This is a genomic window from Tenacibaculum sp. HL-MS23 (assembly GCF_032463465.1).
GTDB classification, from domain to species: domain Bacteria; phylum Bacteroidota; class Bacteroidia; order Flavobacteriales; family Flavobacteriaceae; genus Polaribacter; species Polaribacter bernardetii.
In genome coordinates, this window is record NZ_CP135989.1 from 1,343,253 (window position 1) to 1,360,035 (window position 16,783).

The 16,783-nt window shown below is 32.1% G+C and carries 18 protein-coding genes; 4 read left to right on the plus strand and 14 right to left on the minus strand.

The features are described 5' to 3' along the window. Positions 1 to 51 precede the first annotated feature (51 nt). The 8 genes from RRF68_RS06230 to RRF68_RS06265 are packed head-to-tail and all read right to left on the minus strand — an operon-like array spanning position 52 to position 4,813. A complete protein-coding gene (locus RRF68_RS06230; protein ID WP_315945332.1) occupies positions 52 to 324 on the minus strand; it encodes a hypothetical protein in 273 nt (90 codons plus the stop codon). 1 nt (position 325) lies between these two features. Next, complete coding sequence (locus tag RRF68_RS06235) at positions 326 to 601, minus strand: ATP-dependent Clp protease adaptor ClpS (RefSeq protein ID WP_218771276.1); 276 nt, start codon at positions 599 to 601, stop codon at positions 326 to 328. Positions 602 to 606: 5 nt separating this feature from the next. Further along, positions 607 to 1,440, minus strand: a complete 834-nt coding sequence (gene prmA, locus RRF68_RS06240) for a 50S ribosomal protein L11 methyltransferase (protein ID WP_315945333.1) — start codon at positions 1,438 to 1,440, stop codon at positions 607 to 609. Further along, the gene (gene tpiA, locus RRF68_RS06245) at positions 1,440 to 2,198 is read right to left on the minus strand and encodes a triose-phosphate isomerase (RefSeq protein WP_315945334.1); all 759 of its coding nucleotides are present in this window, start codon (positions 2,196 to 2,198) and stop codon (positions 1,440 to 1,442) included. The genes prmA and tpiA overlap by 1 nt, the downstream gene beginning before the upstream one ends. Positions 2,199 to 2,223: 25 nt before the next feature. Then, positions 2,224 to 2,715, minus strand: a complete 492-nt coding sequence (locus RRF68_RS06250) for a TlpA family protein disulfide reductase (protein ID WP_315945335.1) — start codon at positions 2,713 to 2,715, stop codon at positions 2,224 to 2,226. Between the two features lie 44 nt (positions 2,716 to 2,759). After that, the gene (locus tag RRF68_RS06255; RefSeq protein ID WP_315945336.1) at positions 2,760 to 3,251 is read right to left on the minus strand and encodes a TlpA family protein disulfide reductase; all 492 of its coding nucleotides are present in this window, start codon (positions 3,249 to 3,251) and stop codon (positions 2,760 to 2,762) included. A 1-nt stretch (position 3,252) separates the two neighbouring features. Further along, a complete protein-coding gene (locus tag RRF68_RS06260) occupies positions 3,253 to 3,735 on the minus strand; it encodes a TlpA family protein disulfide reductase (protein WP_315945337.1) in 483 nt (160 codons plus the stop codon). 1 nt (position 3,736) lies between these two features. Continuing rightward, complete coding sequence (locus RRF68_RS06265; protein WP_315945338.1) at positions 3,737 to 4,813, minus strand: ABC transporter permease; 1,077 nt, start codon at positions 4,811 to 4,813, stop codon at positions 3,737 to 3,739. Positions 4,814 to 4,876: 63 nt separating this feature from the next. Between RRF68_RS06265 and pyrF the strand changes: the two genes are divergently transcribed. Next, a complete protein-coding gene (gene pyrF, locus RRF68_RS06270) occupies positions 4,877 to 5,689 on the plus strand; it encodes an orotidine-5'-phosphate decarboxylase (protein ID WP_218771282.1) in 813 nt (270 codons plus the stop codon). A gap of 4 nt (positions 5,690 to 5,693) precedes the next feature. After that, a complete protein-coding gene (locus RRF68_RS06275; RefSeq protein WP_315945339.1) occupies positions 5,694 to 6,485 on the plus strand; it encodes a helical backbone metal receptor in 792 nt (263 codons plus the stop codon). On the opposite strand, the gene RRF68_RS06280 is transcribed toward RRF68_RS06275, so the two are convergent. From RRF68_RS06280 to hutH, 6 genes are all read right to left on the minus strand, one after another. Then, positions 6,468 to 6,665, minus strand: coding sequence for a Lacal_2735 family protein (locus RRF68_RS06280; RefSeq protein ID WP_275316430.1), 198 nt, complete (start codon positions 6,663 to 6,665; stop codon positions 6,468 to 6,470). The genes RRF68_RS06275 and RRF68_RS06280 overlap by 18 nt on opposite strands. Before the next feature lie 160 nt (positions 6,666 to 6,825). Next, positions 6,826 to 7,527: a DUF4197 domain-containing protein gene (locus RRF68_RS06285; RefSeq protein WP_315945340.1), complete on the minus strand. Its 702-nt coding sequence runs from the start codon at positions 7,525 to 7,527 to the stop codon at positions 6,826 to 6,828. A gap of 65 nt (positions 7,528 to 7,592) precedes the next feature. Then, entirely contained in the window at positions 7,593 to 7,757 is a 165-nt protein-coding gene (locus tag RRF68_RS06290; protein ID WP_218771286.1) for a DUF5522 domain-containing protein, read from the minus strand. A gap of 87 nt (positions 7,758 to 7,844) precedes the next feature. Then, positions 7,845 to 8,375: a DUF4136 domain-containing protein gene (locus RRF68_RS06295; RefSeq protein ID WP_218771287.1), complete on the minus strand. Its 531-nt coding sequence runs from the start codon at positions 8,373 to 8,375 to the stop codon at positions 7,845 to 7,847. A gap of 11 nt (positions 8,376 to 8,386) precedes the next feature. After that, complete coding sequence (locus RRF68_RS06300) at positions 8,387 to 10,381, minus strand: urocanate hydratase (RefSeq protein WP_315945364.1); 1,995 nt, start codon at positions 10,379 to 10,381, stop codon at positions 8,387 to 8,389. 14 nt (positions 10,382 to 10,395) lie between these two features. After that, positions 10,396 to 11,883: a histidine ammonia-lyase gene (hutH, locus tag RRF68_RS06305; RefSeq protein ID WP_275316432.1), complete on the minus strand. Its 1,488-nt coding sequence runs from the start codon at positions 11,881 to 11,883 to the stop codon at positions 10,396 to 10,398. Positions 11,884 to 11,962: 79 nt separating this feature from the next. Here hutH and RRF68_RS06310 point away from each other — a divergent pair, with 79 nt between their 5' ends. Both RRF68_RS06310 and RRF68_RS06315 read left to right on the plus strand, forming a co-directional pair. Then, entirely contained in the window at positions 11,963 to 12,847 is an 885-nt protein-coding gene (locus RRF68_RS06310; RefSeq protein ID WP_315945341.1) for a LysR family transcriptional regulator, read from the plus strand. A 446-nt stretch (positions 12,848 to 13,293) separates the two neighbouring features. Next, entirely contained in the window at positions 13,294 to 16,728 is a 3,435-nt protein-coding gene (locus RRF68_RS06315; protein WP_315945342.1) for a methylmalonyl-CoA mutase family protein, read from the plus strand. The last annotated feature ends 55 nt before the right edge of the window (positions 16,729 to 16,783 follow it).

The following is a 16,783-nucleotide window of genomic DNA, read 5'->3' on the forward strand; positions in this document are numbered from 1 at the left end:
AAAGTCACATCAAAAACAAAAAAACCTCAAAAAAGTTTTTTTTGAGGTTTTTTAATCTACATATTTTCTTAAAATTATTCGATGTTCAGGCAATGATTTATCGTAATCACTTATCAATAATTCTAATATTTCAGGTGGTTTTAAACCAACTTCTTTTTTTGATTTATACTTAGAAACATATAAGTTATAGGTTTCTTTATTTTTTTCGAAAATCAAAAAATGTTCTTCATTTAATATCGTAAAACATATTTCATTTCCTGAAAAAGCTTCCGATTCGTCTTTTATAAAATCAGAAAATTCATAGTATCTAAAAACATTTTCCATACTAAACGATCTCTACAGATAAACCTAATTGTAATAATTTAGAACACATAGCCTCTAGCTCTTTATATTCGCCTGTTTTTACGGCACATTTACCTTTGTAATGAACTAAAAAAGAGCATTGTTCTGCTTGTTCTAAAGTATGATCACATACATCTACTAAACTATCAATTACATGATCGAAAGTATTTACATCATCATTATGTAAAATAATTTCGTGCTTTTTTGTTTCCTGAATTAAGACATCTAGCTCTTCTTGTATTTTTTCTATTGTACTCATCTACGCTATTTTTGATACTGCAAAGCTACCCAATTATTTCTGTTAATTGTTTTATTTAATGTTAAACCGTGCTTAGAAACCTCGGCATCTATAATAGAAATATCTTCTTTATAGAATCCACTTAACAATAAAACGCCGTTTTTATTTAAGCAACTTGCATATATTTCCATATCACTCAGCAAAATATTACGATTAATATTTGCAATAATAATGTCGTACTTTTTATTTGTTAAGAGAGAAGAATCTCCTTCATAAACGGTAATATTTTCACATCCGTTTCTCTGAACATTCTCTAACGAATTCTCGTAACACCAAGCATCAATGTCTATAGCATCTATTGGATTAGCACCTTTCATTTCAGCAAAAATTGCTAAAATTCCGGTTCCACAGCCCATATCTAACACTTTTTTGTTGGTTACATCTAAATTAATTAAATGTTGTACCATCATATGTGTTGTTTCATGATGACCTGTACCAAAACTCATTTTTGGCTCTATAACGATATCGTACTTTAAATTAGGGTTTTCATGAAATGGTGCTCTAATGCTTACCAAGTCGTCAACCTGAATTTGATTAAAATTTTTCTCCCACTCGGCATTCCAATTTGTTTGTGCGATTTCGTTGTGTTTAAAATTGATTGAAAATGCGTCTGATTTCAAAATAAAAACGTTTTCTAATAAATTTTCTTTCCAATCGTTTTTCTGAATGTATGCGGTAACTCCGTTTTCATTCTCTACAAAACTTTCAAAACCAACTTCACCTAATTCAGCTATTAAAATTTCTGTTGCTGGTTCTTTAGGTGATACTTCAAAAATATACTCTATATAAATATTATCCATTAAATTGATTTAATTATAGCTACAAAATCATCAGCTTTTAAAGCTGCTCCTCCAATTAATCCTCCGTCAACATCTGGTTTAGAAAAAATTTCTTTTGCATTTGCTGGCTTTACACTACCACCATATAAAATTGAAATTTTTTCAGCCACTTCACCTCCATAGTCATTCGCTATAGTTGTTCTTATAAAAGCGTGCATTTCTTGTACTTGCTCTGGCGATGCTGTTTCTCCAGTTCCTATTGCCCAAACTGGTTCATAAGCTAATATGATTTTAGAAAAATCGCGTTTTTTTAAATGAAACAATCCTTCTTTTAACTGATTATCAACAACTTTAAAGTGATTTTCTGATTTTCGATCTTCTAAAACCTCTCCAAAACAAAAAATTGTTTCTAAATTATTTTCTAACGCTGTGGTTACTTTTTCAGCAAGAAGCTCATTTGTTTCTCCAAAATACTCTCTGCGTTCAGAATGACCAAGAATCACTAAATTTAATCCTAAAGAAGTTAACATATCTGCAGAAACTTCTCCTGTATAAGCACCATTTTTAGATTGATGCATGTTTTGTGCTGCTACTTCAATTTCAGATTTTTTAGTTCTTTTAATTGCGGTATTCAAATTCACAAAACTAGGTGCAATGATTACTCGCGTATCATCACCTATTTGCTTTTTTACTCCTTTTTTTATCTGCTTGATTAACGTTTTAGTTTCATCAAGGTTATTATTCATTTTCCAGTTACCTGCAACTATTTTTTTTCTCAAAATTACTATATAATTTATGTTTTTATTATTTACTTAATGCCGCTTTCATCCTCGGATCGATAGATTCTGCTACATGCCCCAAAGCTGTAATTCCTTTTTCATTTACAACCATATAACTTGGTACATCTTTTATCCCTAAACCTTTTGCATAACCGCCTTTAAGCGCTGCTGGTAAAAAGTAATGATCACCTTCTATATTAAAAAATCGTTCTTTTCCTTTTTTCCATTGCTCGACTGTTTTATCTATTGATAAGAATACAAAAACAACATCTGGATTTTCTGCTTTTAATTTTTTAATATCTGGTATTCCAGAAATACACTCAGCACACCATGACGCGCAAAGCTCGAACATTATTTTTTTTCCTTTATGTTTTGCTAAAATCTCTTTAAACGTGATTGATTCCTCATCTAAGGTTAAAAACTTCTCATTTAAAACATCTTGTGAAAAAGCAGCTGGTTTCTTCCCATTACATGATGCAAGTAAAGCAAAAACGAATACATAAATAATTTTTTTCATAATTTTATTTAAAATTTTGGTGAAATTTAACAGCTAAAAATACGTTATTTTTTTAATTCCTTAATAATTACACTATCCGTGATCTTTGTTTTGTTAAAAACTGCTATTTTTCCTTCTTCGTCAATCACTAAATAACGAGGAATCCAACTTAGCGCCAAAAACTTCCCGAAACTACCTTCCCAACCAGATTTCATAAAATAATGTTGCCCTTTTAACTTCAACCTTTTAACTCCTTCTTTCCAAGAATCTAAATCTCTATCTAACGACAGGTATAAATAAGCAACTTCACTATTTTCTTCTTGCTGTTTTTTAACATCTGGTAAATTTTCAAGGCAATCTTTACACCAAGAAGCCCAAACATCAATCACTATTTTTTTACCTTTATTTTTTTCTAAAATTTCTTTAAACTTTACTTCTTCGTTATTTATAGAAGTAAAAACATCATTTAGTGCTTTTTCAGAAAACTCCGTAGGGTTTTCAACAGAACAACTTACTAACAGCATTGTTATAAAAACGAATACGATACTTTTTTTCATACTATTTAATCTTATTTTTAATTTTATTAGACACTTTTGATGATTTAAAAAGTTTAATATCTCCTTTTTCATCAATAATCATAAACCTCGGAATTGTTTTTAAGTTTAAAAAAGCTCCTAACTTCCCTTTTCCCTTCTTCGGAATGTAATAATGCTGACCTTTTATACTCAAATTTTCAAGTCCTCTTTTCCAGTCGAAATAAGAATGATCTACTGACAAAAAAACATATTTAATTGATGGATTTTCTTTTTGCAACGCAGCAACATTATCAAAACTATCTTGACTTACCGGACAATACGTTGCAAAAATTTGCACAAATTGTTTCGCTCCTTTATTGTTTGTCAAAACTGTTCTTAATGTAATAGAATCTCTTTCTGTTGTTACCAATTTTTCATCTAAAGCTTCTTTATTAAAAGACTTAGGCTGAAAAACAGCACAACTATTGAGCGTTAAAAGTGCTATCAAAAATAAAAATATTCTCATTTTAGTTTAATTTAATTCGCGGATCTAACCAACTGTAAATAACATCAACCAATATATTTATCAAAATAAATAATGTTGCCACGACTAACACACTTCCCATAATTACAGGTAAATCTAACGTGTTTAGCGAGTTTACTATTTCTTTACCTAAGCCATTCCAGTTAAAAATATACTCCACAAAAACGGCTCCTGCTAACATCGATGCAAACCAACCAGAAATTGCAGTTACTACTGGATTTAACGAATTTTTTAACGCGTGTTTACGAATTACCTGATACATGGTTAATCCTTTTGCTTTGGCGGTTCTTATATAATCTTGATTCATCGTTTCTAACAACGAGTTACGCATTAATTGTATTACTACCGCTAACGGACGAATACCTAATACAATTGCTGGCAACAACAAGTTTTTCCACTGAATACGCATTCTTTCTCCGAAATCATCAACTTCATACAAACTACCTGTCATTTCTAAACCCGTGTATTCATGCAATACAAATCCGAAAAACCAAGCAAATAAAATTGCCGAGAAAAAAGACGGCACACTCATACCTAATGTACTTATTACTGCTATAATTCTGTCGAAAAAAGTATCTTTATATAAGGCTGATAAAATTCCTAAAACGATTCCTAACAGCAACGCTATTACAATTGCAAAAATTGCTAAAACTGCGGTATTTGGTAATGTTTCTGCAATTACTTCGGATACATTCTTTCCGTTTTTTTGAAATGATTGTCTTAAGTACGGATATTTAATCACCAGATTCACTTTACCTATCGTAAATAATTTTTGAGCAGTATATTTCCCTTCGGATAAAAAAGTATAATCGTCAGTGTTACTGCTATGTAACGACAACGGCGAAACATCGTTTAAATAATACAAATACTGTGTAAATACCGGTTTATCAAAACCATACTTTTGTCGTATATTCTGTAGCTGTTCAGTATCTTCTCGCTGGTCTAACATCATTCTTGCCGGATCACCTGGCAACACATTAAACAAAAAGAAAATAACTGTAACGACTCCAAATAAAGTTAAGAATCCGTAGAAAATTTTATTAATTATATATTGAAACATATATAACAAAGATAAAAGAAAGTGTTAAAAAAGTGTACTTTTGTGTAACTTTTACAACAACACATGACTACACAACAATTAGTTAACGAAATTAAAAGAAAAAAATCGTTTTTATGCATCGGTCTAGATGTCGATTTAACCAAAATACCACCACATTTATTAAAAGAAGAAGATCCTATTTTTGCATTTAACAAAGCAATTATTGATGCAACTCATCATTTGTGCGTTGCCTATAAACCGAACACTGCTTTTTATGAAGCTTACGGAATTAAAGGTTGGAAATCTTTAGAAAAAACAATAAAATACTTAAACAAAAAGCACCCTGAAATTTTTACCATTGCGGATGCAAAACGTGGTGATATTGGCAATACCTCAACGATGTATGCAAAAGCTTTTTTTGAAGATTTAGCATTCGATTCAGTTACAGTGGCTCCTTATATGGGAAAAGATTCTGTAGAGCCTTTTTTAGCTTTTAAAGATAAACATACCATTATGTTGGCACTAACATCTAACCAAGGCGCATTCGATTTTCAGACGCTAAGCGTTAATAATAATGAATTATATAAAGAAGTTTTAAAGGTATCAAAAAACTGGAAAAACTCAGAAAACTTAATGTATGTTGTGGGTGCCACCAAAGCCGAATACTTTAAAGAAATTAGAAAAATTGTTCCTGATAGTTTTTTACTAGTTCCTGGTGTTGGCGCACAAGGCGGAAATCTACAGGATGTTTGTAAATACGGAATGAGCAAAAATATTGGCTTGTTAATAAACTCATCTCGCGGAATTATTTACGCATCTAACAACGAAAAATTTGCAAGTGAAGCTGCTAAAAAAGCAGCAGAATTACAGTTACAAATGAGTGCTATCTTAAACTAAAAATATGGAGTTCAAAGACCAAATAAATAGAGTTTTTGAATTGCCAGAAACTCCAAAAAGAATAATTTCTTTAGTTCCTAGTCAAACTGAATTATTGGTTGATTTAGGCTTAGATGAATTTATAGTGGGTGTTACAAAATTTTGTATTCACCCAGCTTCTTTAAGAAAAAACAAAACAGTTGTTGGTGGCACAAAAACCATAAATATTAATAAAATTAAGGCCTTAAAGCCTGATATTATTCTTTGTAATAAAGAAGAGAACACCAAAGAAATCGTAGAAGCTTGTGAGAAAATTGCACCAACACATGTTTCAGATATTTTTACACTTGATGATTCAAAAGAACTTATACTTCAATACGGAGAAATTCTTTCTTGTGAAACTCAAGCAAATATAATAACGAAAGAATTAGACAATAAATTGAATGATTTTCAATTATTCACCAAAACTAAAACAGCTAAAAAAGTAGCTTATTTTATTTGGAGAAAACCTTGGATGGTTGCAGGAAATAATACCTTTATCAACCACCTTTTAGAGCTAAATAAGTTTCATAATATTTACACCAATAAGGAGCGTTACCCAGAAATAGATCTACAGGAGCTTGTTAAAAATGGTGAACCTGATTTAATATTCCTTTCATCGGAACCATATCCGTTTAAAGAAAAACATATTGAAGAACTAAAAAAGCACTGTAATAACGCTAAAGTTATTTTAGTTGACGGAGAAATGTTTTCGTGGTACGGCAGCAGATTATTAAAGTCTTTTGATTATTTTAAAGAATTACACAATATAACTTGATGAATCTTTATCTAAATACTTAACTCTATTTAACTTCTCTAACACTTGCATTGCTTTAAAAGCCGATCGATCACTTTTACATTCGTCTTCATACTTATAATCATTCGCTCTTTCAACCAATTTACGATACCTTTCTTCTAGGTGCTTCCTATATGTTTGTAGTTGATTAATTCTTGACATTTTAAATTTGGTTATGCTGTTCATAAATATACATAAATATTTGAATTACAACCACATAAAAACAACCTACTTTAAAAAAAAATATTTTTACTGTTCTAAAAAAAAGCCTCACAAATTTGTGAGGCTTTTTTTACTAGATTTTTTTAAGATAAATAACTTACTAATCTTGCAATGCAAATACTTGGCGTAATAAAGCTGTATTACGCAAACCTGCTTTTTCACGAATACCTTTTTCTTCGACAGCTATCATCGTAAAAACACCTTTTAAAGCTTCTCCTGTAACATAATCTGTTAAATCTGGATTCACTTTCTTAACAAAAGGGATACTATTGTATTTATTAATTAAGTTCGACCAAATTTTATCTGCACCTACTTTTGCAAAAGAATTTTTAATGACCGGATTAAATTGATTGTATAAAGCTGTATTTGTTTTTCCTTTTAAATAAGTTGTTGCTGCATTTTGCTCACCTAATAAGATGTTTTTAGCATCATTAAAACTTATTTCTTTAACTGCGTTTACAAAAATTGGCGTTGCTGTTTTAACGGCATCTTCTGCTGTTCTGTTAATTGCTTTTAAACCTTCATCTGCTAAATTACTTAAACCAATCTTACGCAACCCTTTATCTACCGCTTGTAATTCTTTTGGTAAAAGAATTTTTACTAGTTTGTTTCTATAAAAACCATCTTTTGCTGTTAGTTTAGAAACCTGATTTTCGATTCCGTTATCTAATGCCTGGCGTAAACCGTTTCCTATTTGTTGCTGTGACAATGCGCCGCTTTGTGGTAATTGGTTTACAACTTTCTGTAATTCTGCGCATCCTGTAAGTAAAACAACAAATGCTAATGCTATAATTTTTTTCATGTTTGTTTGATTTAATCTATCTTTTAGAAACAATTAATTTGTAATTGTCACATTATTTAAATTTTTTATTGAAAGCTATCTGTTTTTTTATCATAACTATATGGGCAATGTTTACAACCACTTTTACAACAGTAACCTCGCCTTAAGTGATAGGTTTCTTTAAAAACCCTATATCCGTCTTCGTTAATATAATACTCATCAGGAGTTGCCCTTAAAATTTCATTTCTCATAGTACAAATATCAAAAAAAGATACATTAAATCAGCATTTATTAACTGTTGATTTAATGTATCTCTTTATTTTTTATGGAAAAATTATTTATTTTCTTCCTTTTTCTGGCGGATATTTAGCCATTATTTCATTCACAAATTCTTTAACGCGAGCTTCTCTTTTTTCAACATTACTCGTCTTTAACGCTCCCGTACCAACACCTTGCCAAACTAGCTCTTTCTTTTTCGCATCTAATAAATCAACAAATAAGGTTCCTTCTGTATACTGAGAAACACTCATACGATTCATACCGTAATAATATGGATAATAAAATCCGCCGTACATATTATCGTTTATATTGATTTTTTCACGCGACTTTGTAAACAGACTCACTAAAATATCTGGAGTGGCTGATTTTGTCATTCCTTTTGCCATTAATTCTGATTCAACAGCACGCATGATTCGTTTTTTATCTAAGTCTGAAATAGCGGCTTTATCGATTCCTTTTTTATAAAAAGCAAAAGTTTTGTATTGATTAAAATCTACTTTCGTATCATAATCTGTTGTTACTTTAACAGAACTACATGACGTAATAATTAAAGCGATGATTGGCAAAAAAAGTAATTTTGATATCTTCATTTTCTTAGGATTTATAAATTATCTAATAATGCATCATCTACTAAATTAGGAAGGGTAACCTGCAAGTCATTTTCGGCTTTCATTGCTCGTTTTATAGCAAAAACAGCTTCTTCATTCCTAGCCCAACTTCTCCTTGCTATTCCGTTATTAACATCCCAGAAAAGCATTGATTTTAAGCGCCTTGATGCACTCTTAGAACCATCAAGAAGCATGCCAAATCCTCCATTAATAACTTCACCCCAACCTACTCCACCTCCATTATGAATAGAAACCCAAGTAGCACCTCTAAAACTATCGCCAATTACGTTTTGTATGGCCATGTCTGCCGTATAACGAGAACCATCATAAATGTTAGAGGTTTCTCTATAAGGTGAATCGGTACCAGAAACATCATGATGATCACGCCCTAACACTACATTTCCTATTTTACCTTTTTTAATAGCCTTGTTAAAAGCTTCGGCAATTTTTGTGCGTCCTTCAGCATCAGCATATAAAATACGTGCTTGCGAACCCACTACTAATTTATTCTTTTGCGCTCCTTTAATCCACTGAATATTATCAGCCATTTGTTGCTGAATCTCTTCTGGTGAATTCTTTTTTATCGTTTCTAAAACTTTACATGCAATTGCATCCGTTTTTGCTAAATCTTCCGATTTCCCAGAGGCACAAACCCAACGAAAAGGACCAAAGCCATAATCGAAACACATTGGTCCCATAATATCTTGTACATAAGATGGATATTTAAACTCTCTTCCAATTGTTGGATTTTCTGCCATTACATCTGCTCCTGCTCTACTTGCTTCTAGTAAAAAAGCGTTTCCGTAATCAAAGAAATAAGTTCCCTTAGCTGTATGTTTATTAATCGCTTTTGCATGACGACGTAATGTTTCTTGCACTTTTTCTTTAAACAACTCAGGCTCATTTGCCATCATTTCATTGGCATCATCAAATGAAATCTCTGCTGGATAATAACCTCCTGCCCAAGGATTATGTAATGATGTTTGATCTGAACCTAAATCTACATGAACATTTGCTTCATCAAACTTTTCCCAAACATCAACAATATTACCTAAATAGGCGATTGATACTGTTTCTTGACTTTCTTTTGCCAATTTTACTCTAGCAACTAATGTGTCTAAATCAGTAATTTTTTCATCAATCCAACCTTGATCTAAGCGTAATTGCGTAATTTTTGGATTTACCTCAGCACAAACCGTAATGCAACCAGCAATGTTACCAGCTTTTGGTTGTGCTCCACTCATTCCACCTAAACCTGCAGTAACAAATAAGTTTCCTTTTGGCTCTTTATTTATTTTTCTAAATCCGTTTAAAACGGTTATTGTTGTTCCGTGTACAATTCCTTGTGGGCCAATATACATGTAACTACCAGCAGTCATTTGCCCATATTGAGAAACGCCTAACGCATTGAATTTTTCTAAATCATCTGGTTTCGAGTAATTCGGAATCATCATTCCGTTCGTAACCACCACCCTTGGCGCATCTTTATGTGATGGAAATAATCCCATCGGATGTCCTGAATACATAGTTAACGTTTGTTTATCTGTCATTTTAGACAAATATTGCATGGTTAATAAATACTGTGCCCAGTTAGAAAAAACAGCTCCATTACCACCATACGTAATCAGTTCATGTGGGTGTTGCGCTACTGCATAATCTAAATTATTCTGAATCATTAACATGATTGCTTTTGCCTGAGTACATTTCCCTGGATACTCTTTAATATCTCTCGCATACATTTTATAAGTAGGACGAAAACGGTACATGTAAATTCTACCATAATCTTCTAATTCCTTAGCAAATTCAGGTAATAAAACTTCGTGATGTTTTTTATCAAAATATCGCAAAGCATTTCTTAATGCCAATTTTTTTTCTTCAACCGTTAAAATATCTTTACGTTTTGGCGCTCTGTTTATTGAAGAATCATAAACTGGCATTTCTGGTAACTCGCTTGGAATACCTTGTTTTATTTGTTTTTTAAATGACATCATAATTTCTTTTTTTAACGAACTGTAAATTCTTGATTTTTAACCATACTTATCAATGCATTAATATCATCTTTAAGTACACGATCTTCTTCTAATTTATCTACTTTATTTCTAATTATTTTAAAGTTTTCTTCTATTATTGAAGAAAACGTATTGGGTCTTCTAAAATCCATCGCTTGTGCAGCATACATTAATTCAATTGCCAAAATTTTATCAATATTTCCTAAAATCTGATTGAACTTCCTTCCTGAAATACTTCCCATAGAAACATGATCTTCTTGTCCTAATGAAGTTGGAACGCTATCTGCCGAAGGCGGAAAACATAACGATTTATTTTCTGTAACCAAAGCTGCGGTAGTGTATTGCGGAATCATAAACCCTGAATTTAAACCACCTGCTGCTGTTAACAATCTTGGCAAACCGTGTTTTCCTTCTAATAATAAATAACAACGCCTGTCTGCTATATTTCCTAACTCTGATGCTGCAATTGAGGTATAATCTAATGCCATCGCTAATGGCTGACCATGAAAATTACCTCCAGATATTGCCTCTGTTTCACTTAATACAATTGGGTTATCGGTAACCGAATTCATTTCTATTTCGGCTAATTCAAACAAATGCGCGTACGCGTTTCTAGACGCTCCATGTACCTGTGGAATACACCGTATTGAATATGGATCTTGCACTCTTGGGAAACTATTATCGTCAGCATTTTCAGAATCTTTTAATAACATACGCATGCGTTCTGCTACTTTTAAATTCCCTTTAAACGGACGAATTTGATGTAACTCATCTTTAAATGGCGACACATTTCCTGAATAACCTTCTAATGTCATTGCTCCGGCAACATCTGCTAAATCTAATACATACTCCATTTTATTCAACCCTAAAATAGCATGGGCTAAAATAAATTGCGTTCCGTTAATTAATCCTAAACCTTCTTTAGCCATTAAAGTTAACGGTGCTAAATTGTGCTTTTTCAAGACTTCCTTTGCTGGAATGATTTCACCTTCTTGCCAAAATTCTCCTTCACCTAACAATGGTAAAAACAAGTGCGATAACGGCGCTAGATCTCCCGATGCTCCAACCGATCCTTGTTCTGGCACAATTGGCAATAAATCATTTTCTATAAAATAAATAATACGTTCTATTAACTCTAATCGTACACCCGAAAAACCTTGACAAAGTGCATGCACTTTACAAATCATCATAATTTTAGATAATTTTTTATCAATAGGATTCCCTACACCAACAGCATGTGTAATTAATAAGTTTTCTTGTAATTTACTTGTCTCTGCAGGCGTAATTTGCACATCACATAAAGGACCAAAACCTGTATTAATACCATAAGTAGCAACATTAGAGTTTGCCATTACCTCTACCTTTCTTCTGCATTCATTTACTGCCTTAATTGCATCGCTCGTAATCACCGCTTTTAAAGTACCTTCTGCAATTGCAATTACCTTATTTACAGTTAATTTATCTATTCCGTATTTAAACATCGGTTTCTATTATCTTTTTAACAAAGTTATTTTTATTTTTGATAACCAATAAGACTTAAATAATCATCATTTAATAACTATGAGTAATCAAATTGAATTAAGACATATCCGTTATTTTTTAGCTGTTGCTGAAGATTTACACTTTCGAAAAGCTGCTGAAAGACTCTTTATTTCTCAACCAGGTTTGAGTAGACAGATAAAACAAATGGAAGAGGATTTAGAAATTCAATTATTTGTTCGTCATAATCGAAAGGTAGCATTAACCGAAGCAGGTATATATATCAAAACCGAACTTACTCAGAGTTTAAAAAACCTCAACCATATTTTTGAGAATGCTAAACTATTACAAGACGGAAAAGACGGGCATTTAAACTTTGGTTATGTTGGTTCTGCAATGCAAAATATTATTCCTAATTTATTAGTTGAGTTTAAAAAAGAATACCCCAATGTTCAGTTCGGGTTAAAGGAAATGGACAATAAAAAACAGATAGACAGTTTACTTTCTAACGATATTGATGTAGGTTTTGTAAGGCTAGATCGTGTACCAAGAGGACTTGCAATAAAACCTCTTTTAAAAGAATCTTTTTGCTTGGTTTTACCTAAAAATCATCCTGTAAATAAAAATAACTTTAAAGGATTGTATCAATTAAAAAATGAATCTTTCATTCTCTTTGATGCCTCATACAGTCCGTCTTATTTTGAAAAAGTAATGCAAATTTTCGATGACAGTAATTTCACTCCCCTTGTTACGCACAATACAATTCATGCTGCATCTATTTACAAACTAGTAGAAAATAATTTTGGCTTATCAATTGTTCCAAAATCCTTACAACACGGGTATGATATGAAGGTAAAATTTATTGAACTGAAAAACATACCGCAACGTACCACTTTATCGGTAGTTTGGGACAAAAATAATAGGAACCCGATTCTAAAATCACTTCTAAATAAGATTACTTCATAAATAGTTACGATATAAATGAGTATTTTTACCTATAAATTTCTCATAATTATTGATGATTCTCGTTTCTAAACGCATGGTACCTAAAGGGTTTGTTGGGGTAACCTTATATCCTTTTATCTTTTTAAAAAGAAAAGATTTAAAGCATAATGCTGAACTTGTAAATCACGAAAAAATACATTTAGAGCAACAGCGAGAGCTTCTTATCATCTTCTTTTTTCTATTCTATTTTATAGAATGGTTTATTAAATTTTTAAAATATAAAGACAAATTAAAAGCCTACAAAAATTTAAGCTTTGAACGCGAAGCTTATTTAAACGAAAACAATTTATACTACATCGAAAAAAGAAAGTTTTGGGCTTTTCTTAACTATTTATAATCCTTAAACAATTCTTATATCTTTTAAGAAATTCGTAAATTGCCCCATCAATTTTTTATAAAATTTACGAATGGAACAAATAGCACCCTATAAACCTATACATAAAGTACGAATTGTAACTGCTGCTGCATTATTTGATGGCCATGATGCTGCCATAAATATTATGCGTCGAATTATTCAATCTACAGGAGTAGAAGTAATTCATCTTGGGCATGATAGAAGTGTTGAAGAAGTAGTTAATTGTGCAATTCAGGAAGATGCAAATGCTATTGCGATTACATCTTACCAAGGAGGACACAATGAGTATTTTAAATACATGTATGATTTATTAAAAGAAAAAGGAGCTAGCCACATCAGAATTTTTGGTGGTGGTGGTGGTGTAATTCTTCCTGAAGAAATTAAGGAATTAATGGATTATGGAATTACTCGTATCTATTCTCCTGATGACGGTCGTGAACTTGGTTTACAAGGAATGATTAACGATTTAGTTAAAACTTCTGATTTTGCAATTGGTGATGTTTTAAATGATGAAATTGATCATTTAGCCAATAAAGAAATCGGAAGCATTGCACGTATTATTTCTTCGGCAGAAAACTTCCCTGAAGTAGCAAAAGAAACTTTAGCCGCAATTCATGAAAAAAATAAAAATTCTAAAACGCCGGTTTTAGGAATTACCGGAACTGGTGGAGCAGGAAAATCATCTTTAGTTGATGAGTTAGTTCGTCGATTTTTAATTGATTTTCCAGAAAAAACAATTGGTTTAATTTCTGTTGACCCATCAAAAAGAAAAACAGGAGGTGCTTTATTAGGAGACCGTATTCGTATGAATGCAATTAATAACGATCGTGTATACATGCGCTCGTTAGCAACACGTCAATCTAATTTAGCATTATCTAAATATGTAAACGAAGCAGTACAAGTTTTAAAAGCTGCTGAGTTTGATTTAATTATTTTAGAAACTTCTGGTATCGGGCAATCGGATACCGAAATTATAGAACATTCTGATACATCATTATATGTAATGACTCCAGAATTTGGAGCAGCAACGCAGTTGGAGAAAATCGACATGCTTGATTTTGCTGATTTAGTGGCTCTTAACAAATTTGATAAACGTGGTGCTTTAGATGCCATCCGTGATGTGAAGAAACAATACATGCGTAACAACAACCTTTGGGATGTTCATATGGATGACATGCCGGTTTTCGGAACCATTGCTTCTCAATTTAATGATCCAGGAATGAATACGCTATACAAACGTATTATGGATAAATTAATTGAAAAAACTGGAGTTGATTTAAAATCGAAGATGGAAATTACCAAAGAAATGTCTGAAAAGATATTTGTAATTCCGCCAAGTAGAGTTCGTTATTTATCTGAAATATCAGAAAGTAATAGAGCTTATGACAAAAAAGTGGATAGTCAAGTTATCGTTGCTCAGAAATTATATGGTATTTATCAAACTATCGAATCTATTACAAATTCGAATGTTGCCATTTCTAAAATTGGATTAGATGCTGATGCGATTCTGTCTCTCGACTCCGCTCGAGATGACAAAGAGTTCTTGAAATTACTAATAGCTCAATTCGACAAAGTAAAATTAAATCTCGATCCTCATAACTGGGAAATTATTTTAAACTGGGCTGATAAAGTAAAAAAATATAAAGACCCTGTTTATAGCTTTAAAGTAAGAGATAAAGTTATAAATATAGATACACACAGTGAAACTTTATCACATACACAAGTTCCGAAAGTAGCCTTACCAAAATACCAAGCTTGGGGAGATTTATTACGTTGGAATTTACAAGAAAACGTTCCTGGAGAGTTTCCATATACCGCAGGATTGTATCCGTTTAAAAGAACAGGTGAAGATCCAACAAGAATGTTTGCTGGTGAAGGAGGTCCAGAACGTACGAACAGACGTTTTCATTACGTAAGTTTAGGAATGCCTGCAAAGCGTTTATCTACTGCTTTCGATTCTGTTACTTTATACGGTAATGACCCAGGAGTAAGACCTGATATTTATGGTAAAATTGGTAACGCAGGAGTTTCTATATGCTGCTTAGATGATGCCAAAAAATTATTTTCTGGTTTCGAACTAACGCATGCTTTAACATCTGTAAGTTTAACAATTAATGGGCCTGCACCAATGTTGTTAGGTTTTTTCATGAATGCTGCTATCGATCAGAATTGTGAGAAATACATCAAAGAAAACAAGTTAGAAAAACAAGTTGAAGCGAAATTCAAAGAAATTTACGATTCAAAAGATTTAGAAAGACCTGTTTATCAAGGTAAATTACCTGAAGGAAATGACGGGTTAGGATTAATGCTTTTAGGTTTAACAGGTGATATGATTTTACCTGCGGATGTATATGCAGAAATTAAAAAAACAACCTTAGCGCAAGTTCGTGGTACCGTACAGGCTGATATTTTAAAAGAAGATCAAGCACAAAATACTTGTATTTTTTCTACAGAATTTGCCTTGCGTTTAATGGGAGATGTACAAGAATATTTTATTAAAGAACAAGTTCGTAATTTTTATTCAGTATCAATTTCTGGGTATCATATTGCCGAAGCTGGTGCCAACCCAATTACACAGTTAGCGTTAACATTATCAAACGGATTTACCTATGTTGAATACTACTTATCTCGTGGTATGGACATCAACAAATTCGGACCAAATTTATCGTTCTTTTTCTCTAACGGAATCGATGCAGAATATTCGGTAATTGGTCGTGTTGCTCGTAAAATTTGGGCAAAAGCCATGAAACATAAATATGGTGCTAATTCAAGAGCACAAATGTTAAAATATCATATTCAAACTTCTGGTCGTTCTTTACATGCGCAGGAAATTGATTTTAACGATATCCGTACAACATTACAAGCTTTATATGCTATTAACGACAACTGTAATTCATTACACACCAATGCGTATGATGAAGCAATTACAACACCTACTGAAGAATCGGTACGTAGAGCAATGGCAATTCAGTTAATTATCAACAAAGAATTAGGTTTAACTAAAAATGAAAATCCTATTCAAGGTGCTTTTATTATTGAAGAGTTAACCGATTTAGTTGAAGAAGCTGTATTATTAGAATTTGATAGAATTACCGAACGTGGTGGTGTTTTAGGAGCGATGGAAACGATGTATCAGCGTTCTAAAATACAAGAAGAAAGCTTGTATTATGAAACATTGAAACACACAGGAGAATTCCCAATTATTGGTGTAAATACTTTCTTAAGCTCTAAAGGTTCTCCAACAGTACAACCTGCAGAAGTTATCCGTGCAACGGAAGAAGAAAAGCAATATCAAATAAAAACAAAAAGCATTTTAAACAAAGCGAACGACGGAAAAGTGCAAGAACAATTGGCAATTTTACAAGAAGCTGCGGTTCAGAATGAAAACTTATTTGATAAGTTAATGGAAGCTACCAAATTCTGTTCTTTAGGCCAAATTACTGAAGCTTTATTTAAAGTTGGTGGACAATACAGAAGAAACATGTAAGCAAACAATGTTTACAAATAACTATAAAACCTCATATTAATTTATGAGGTTTTTT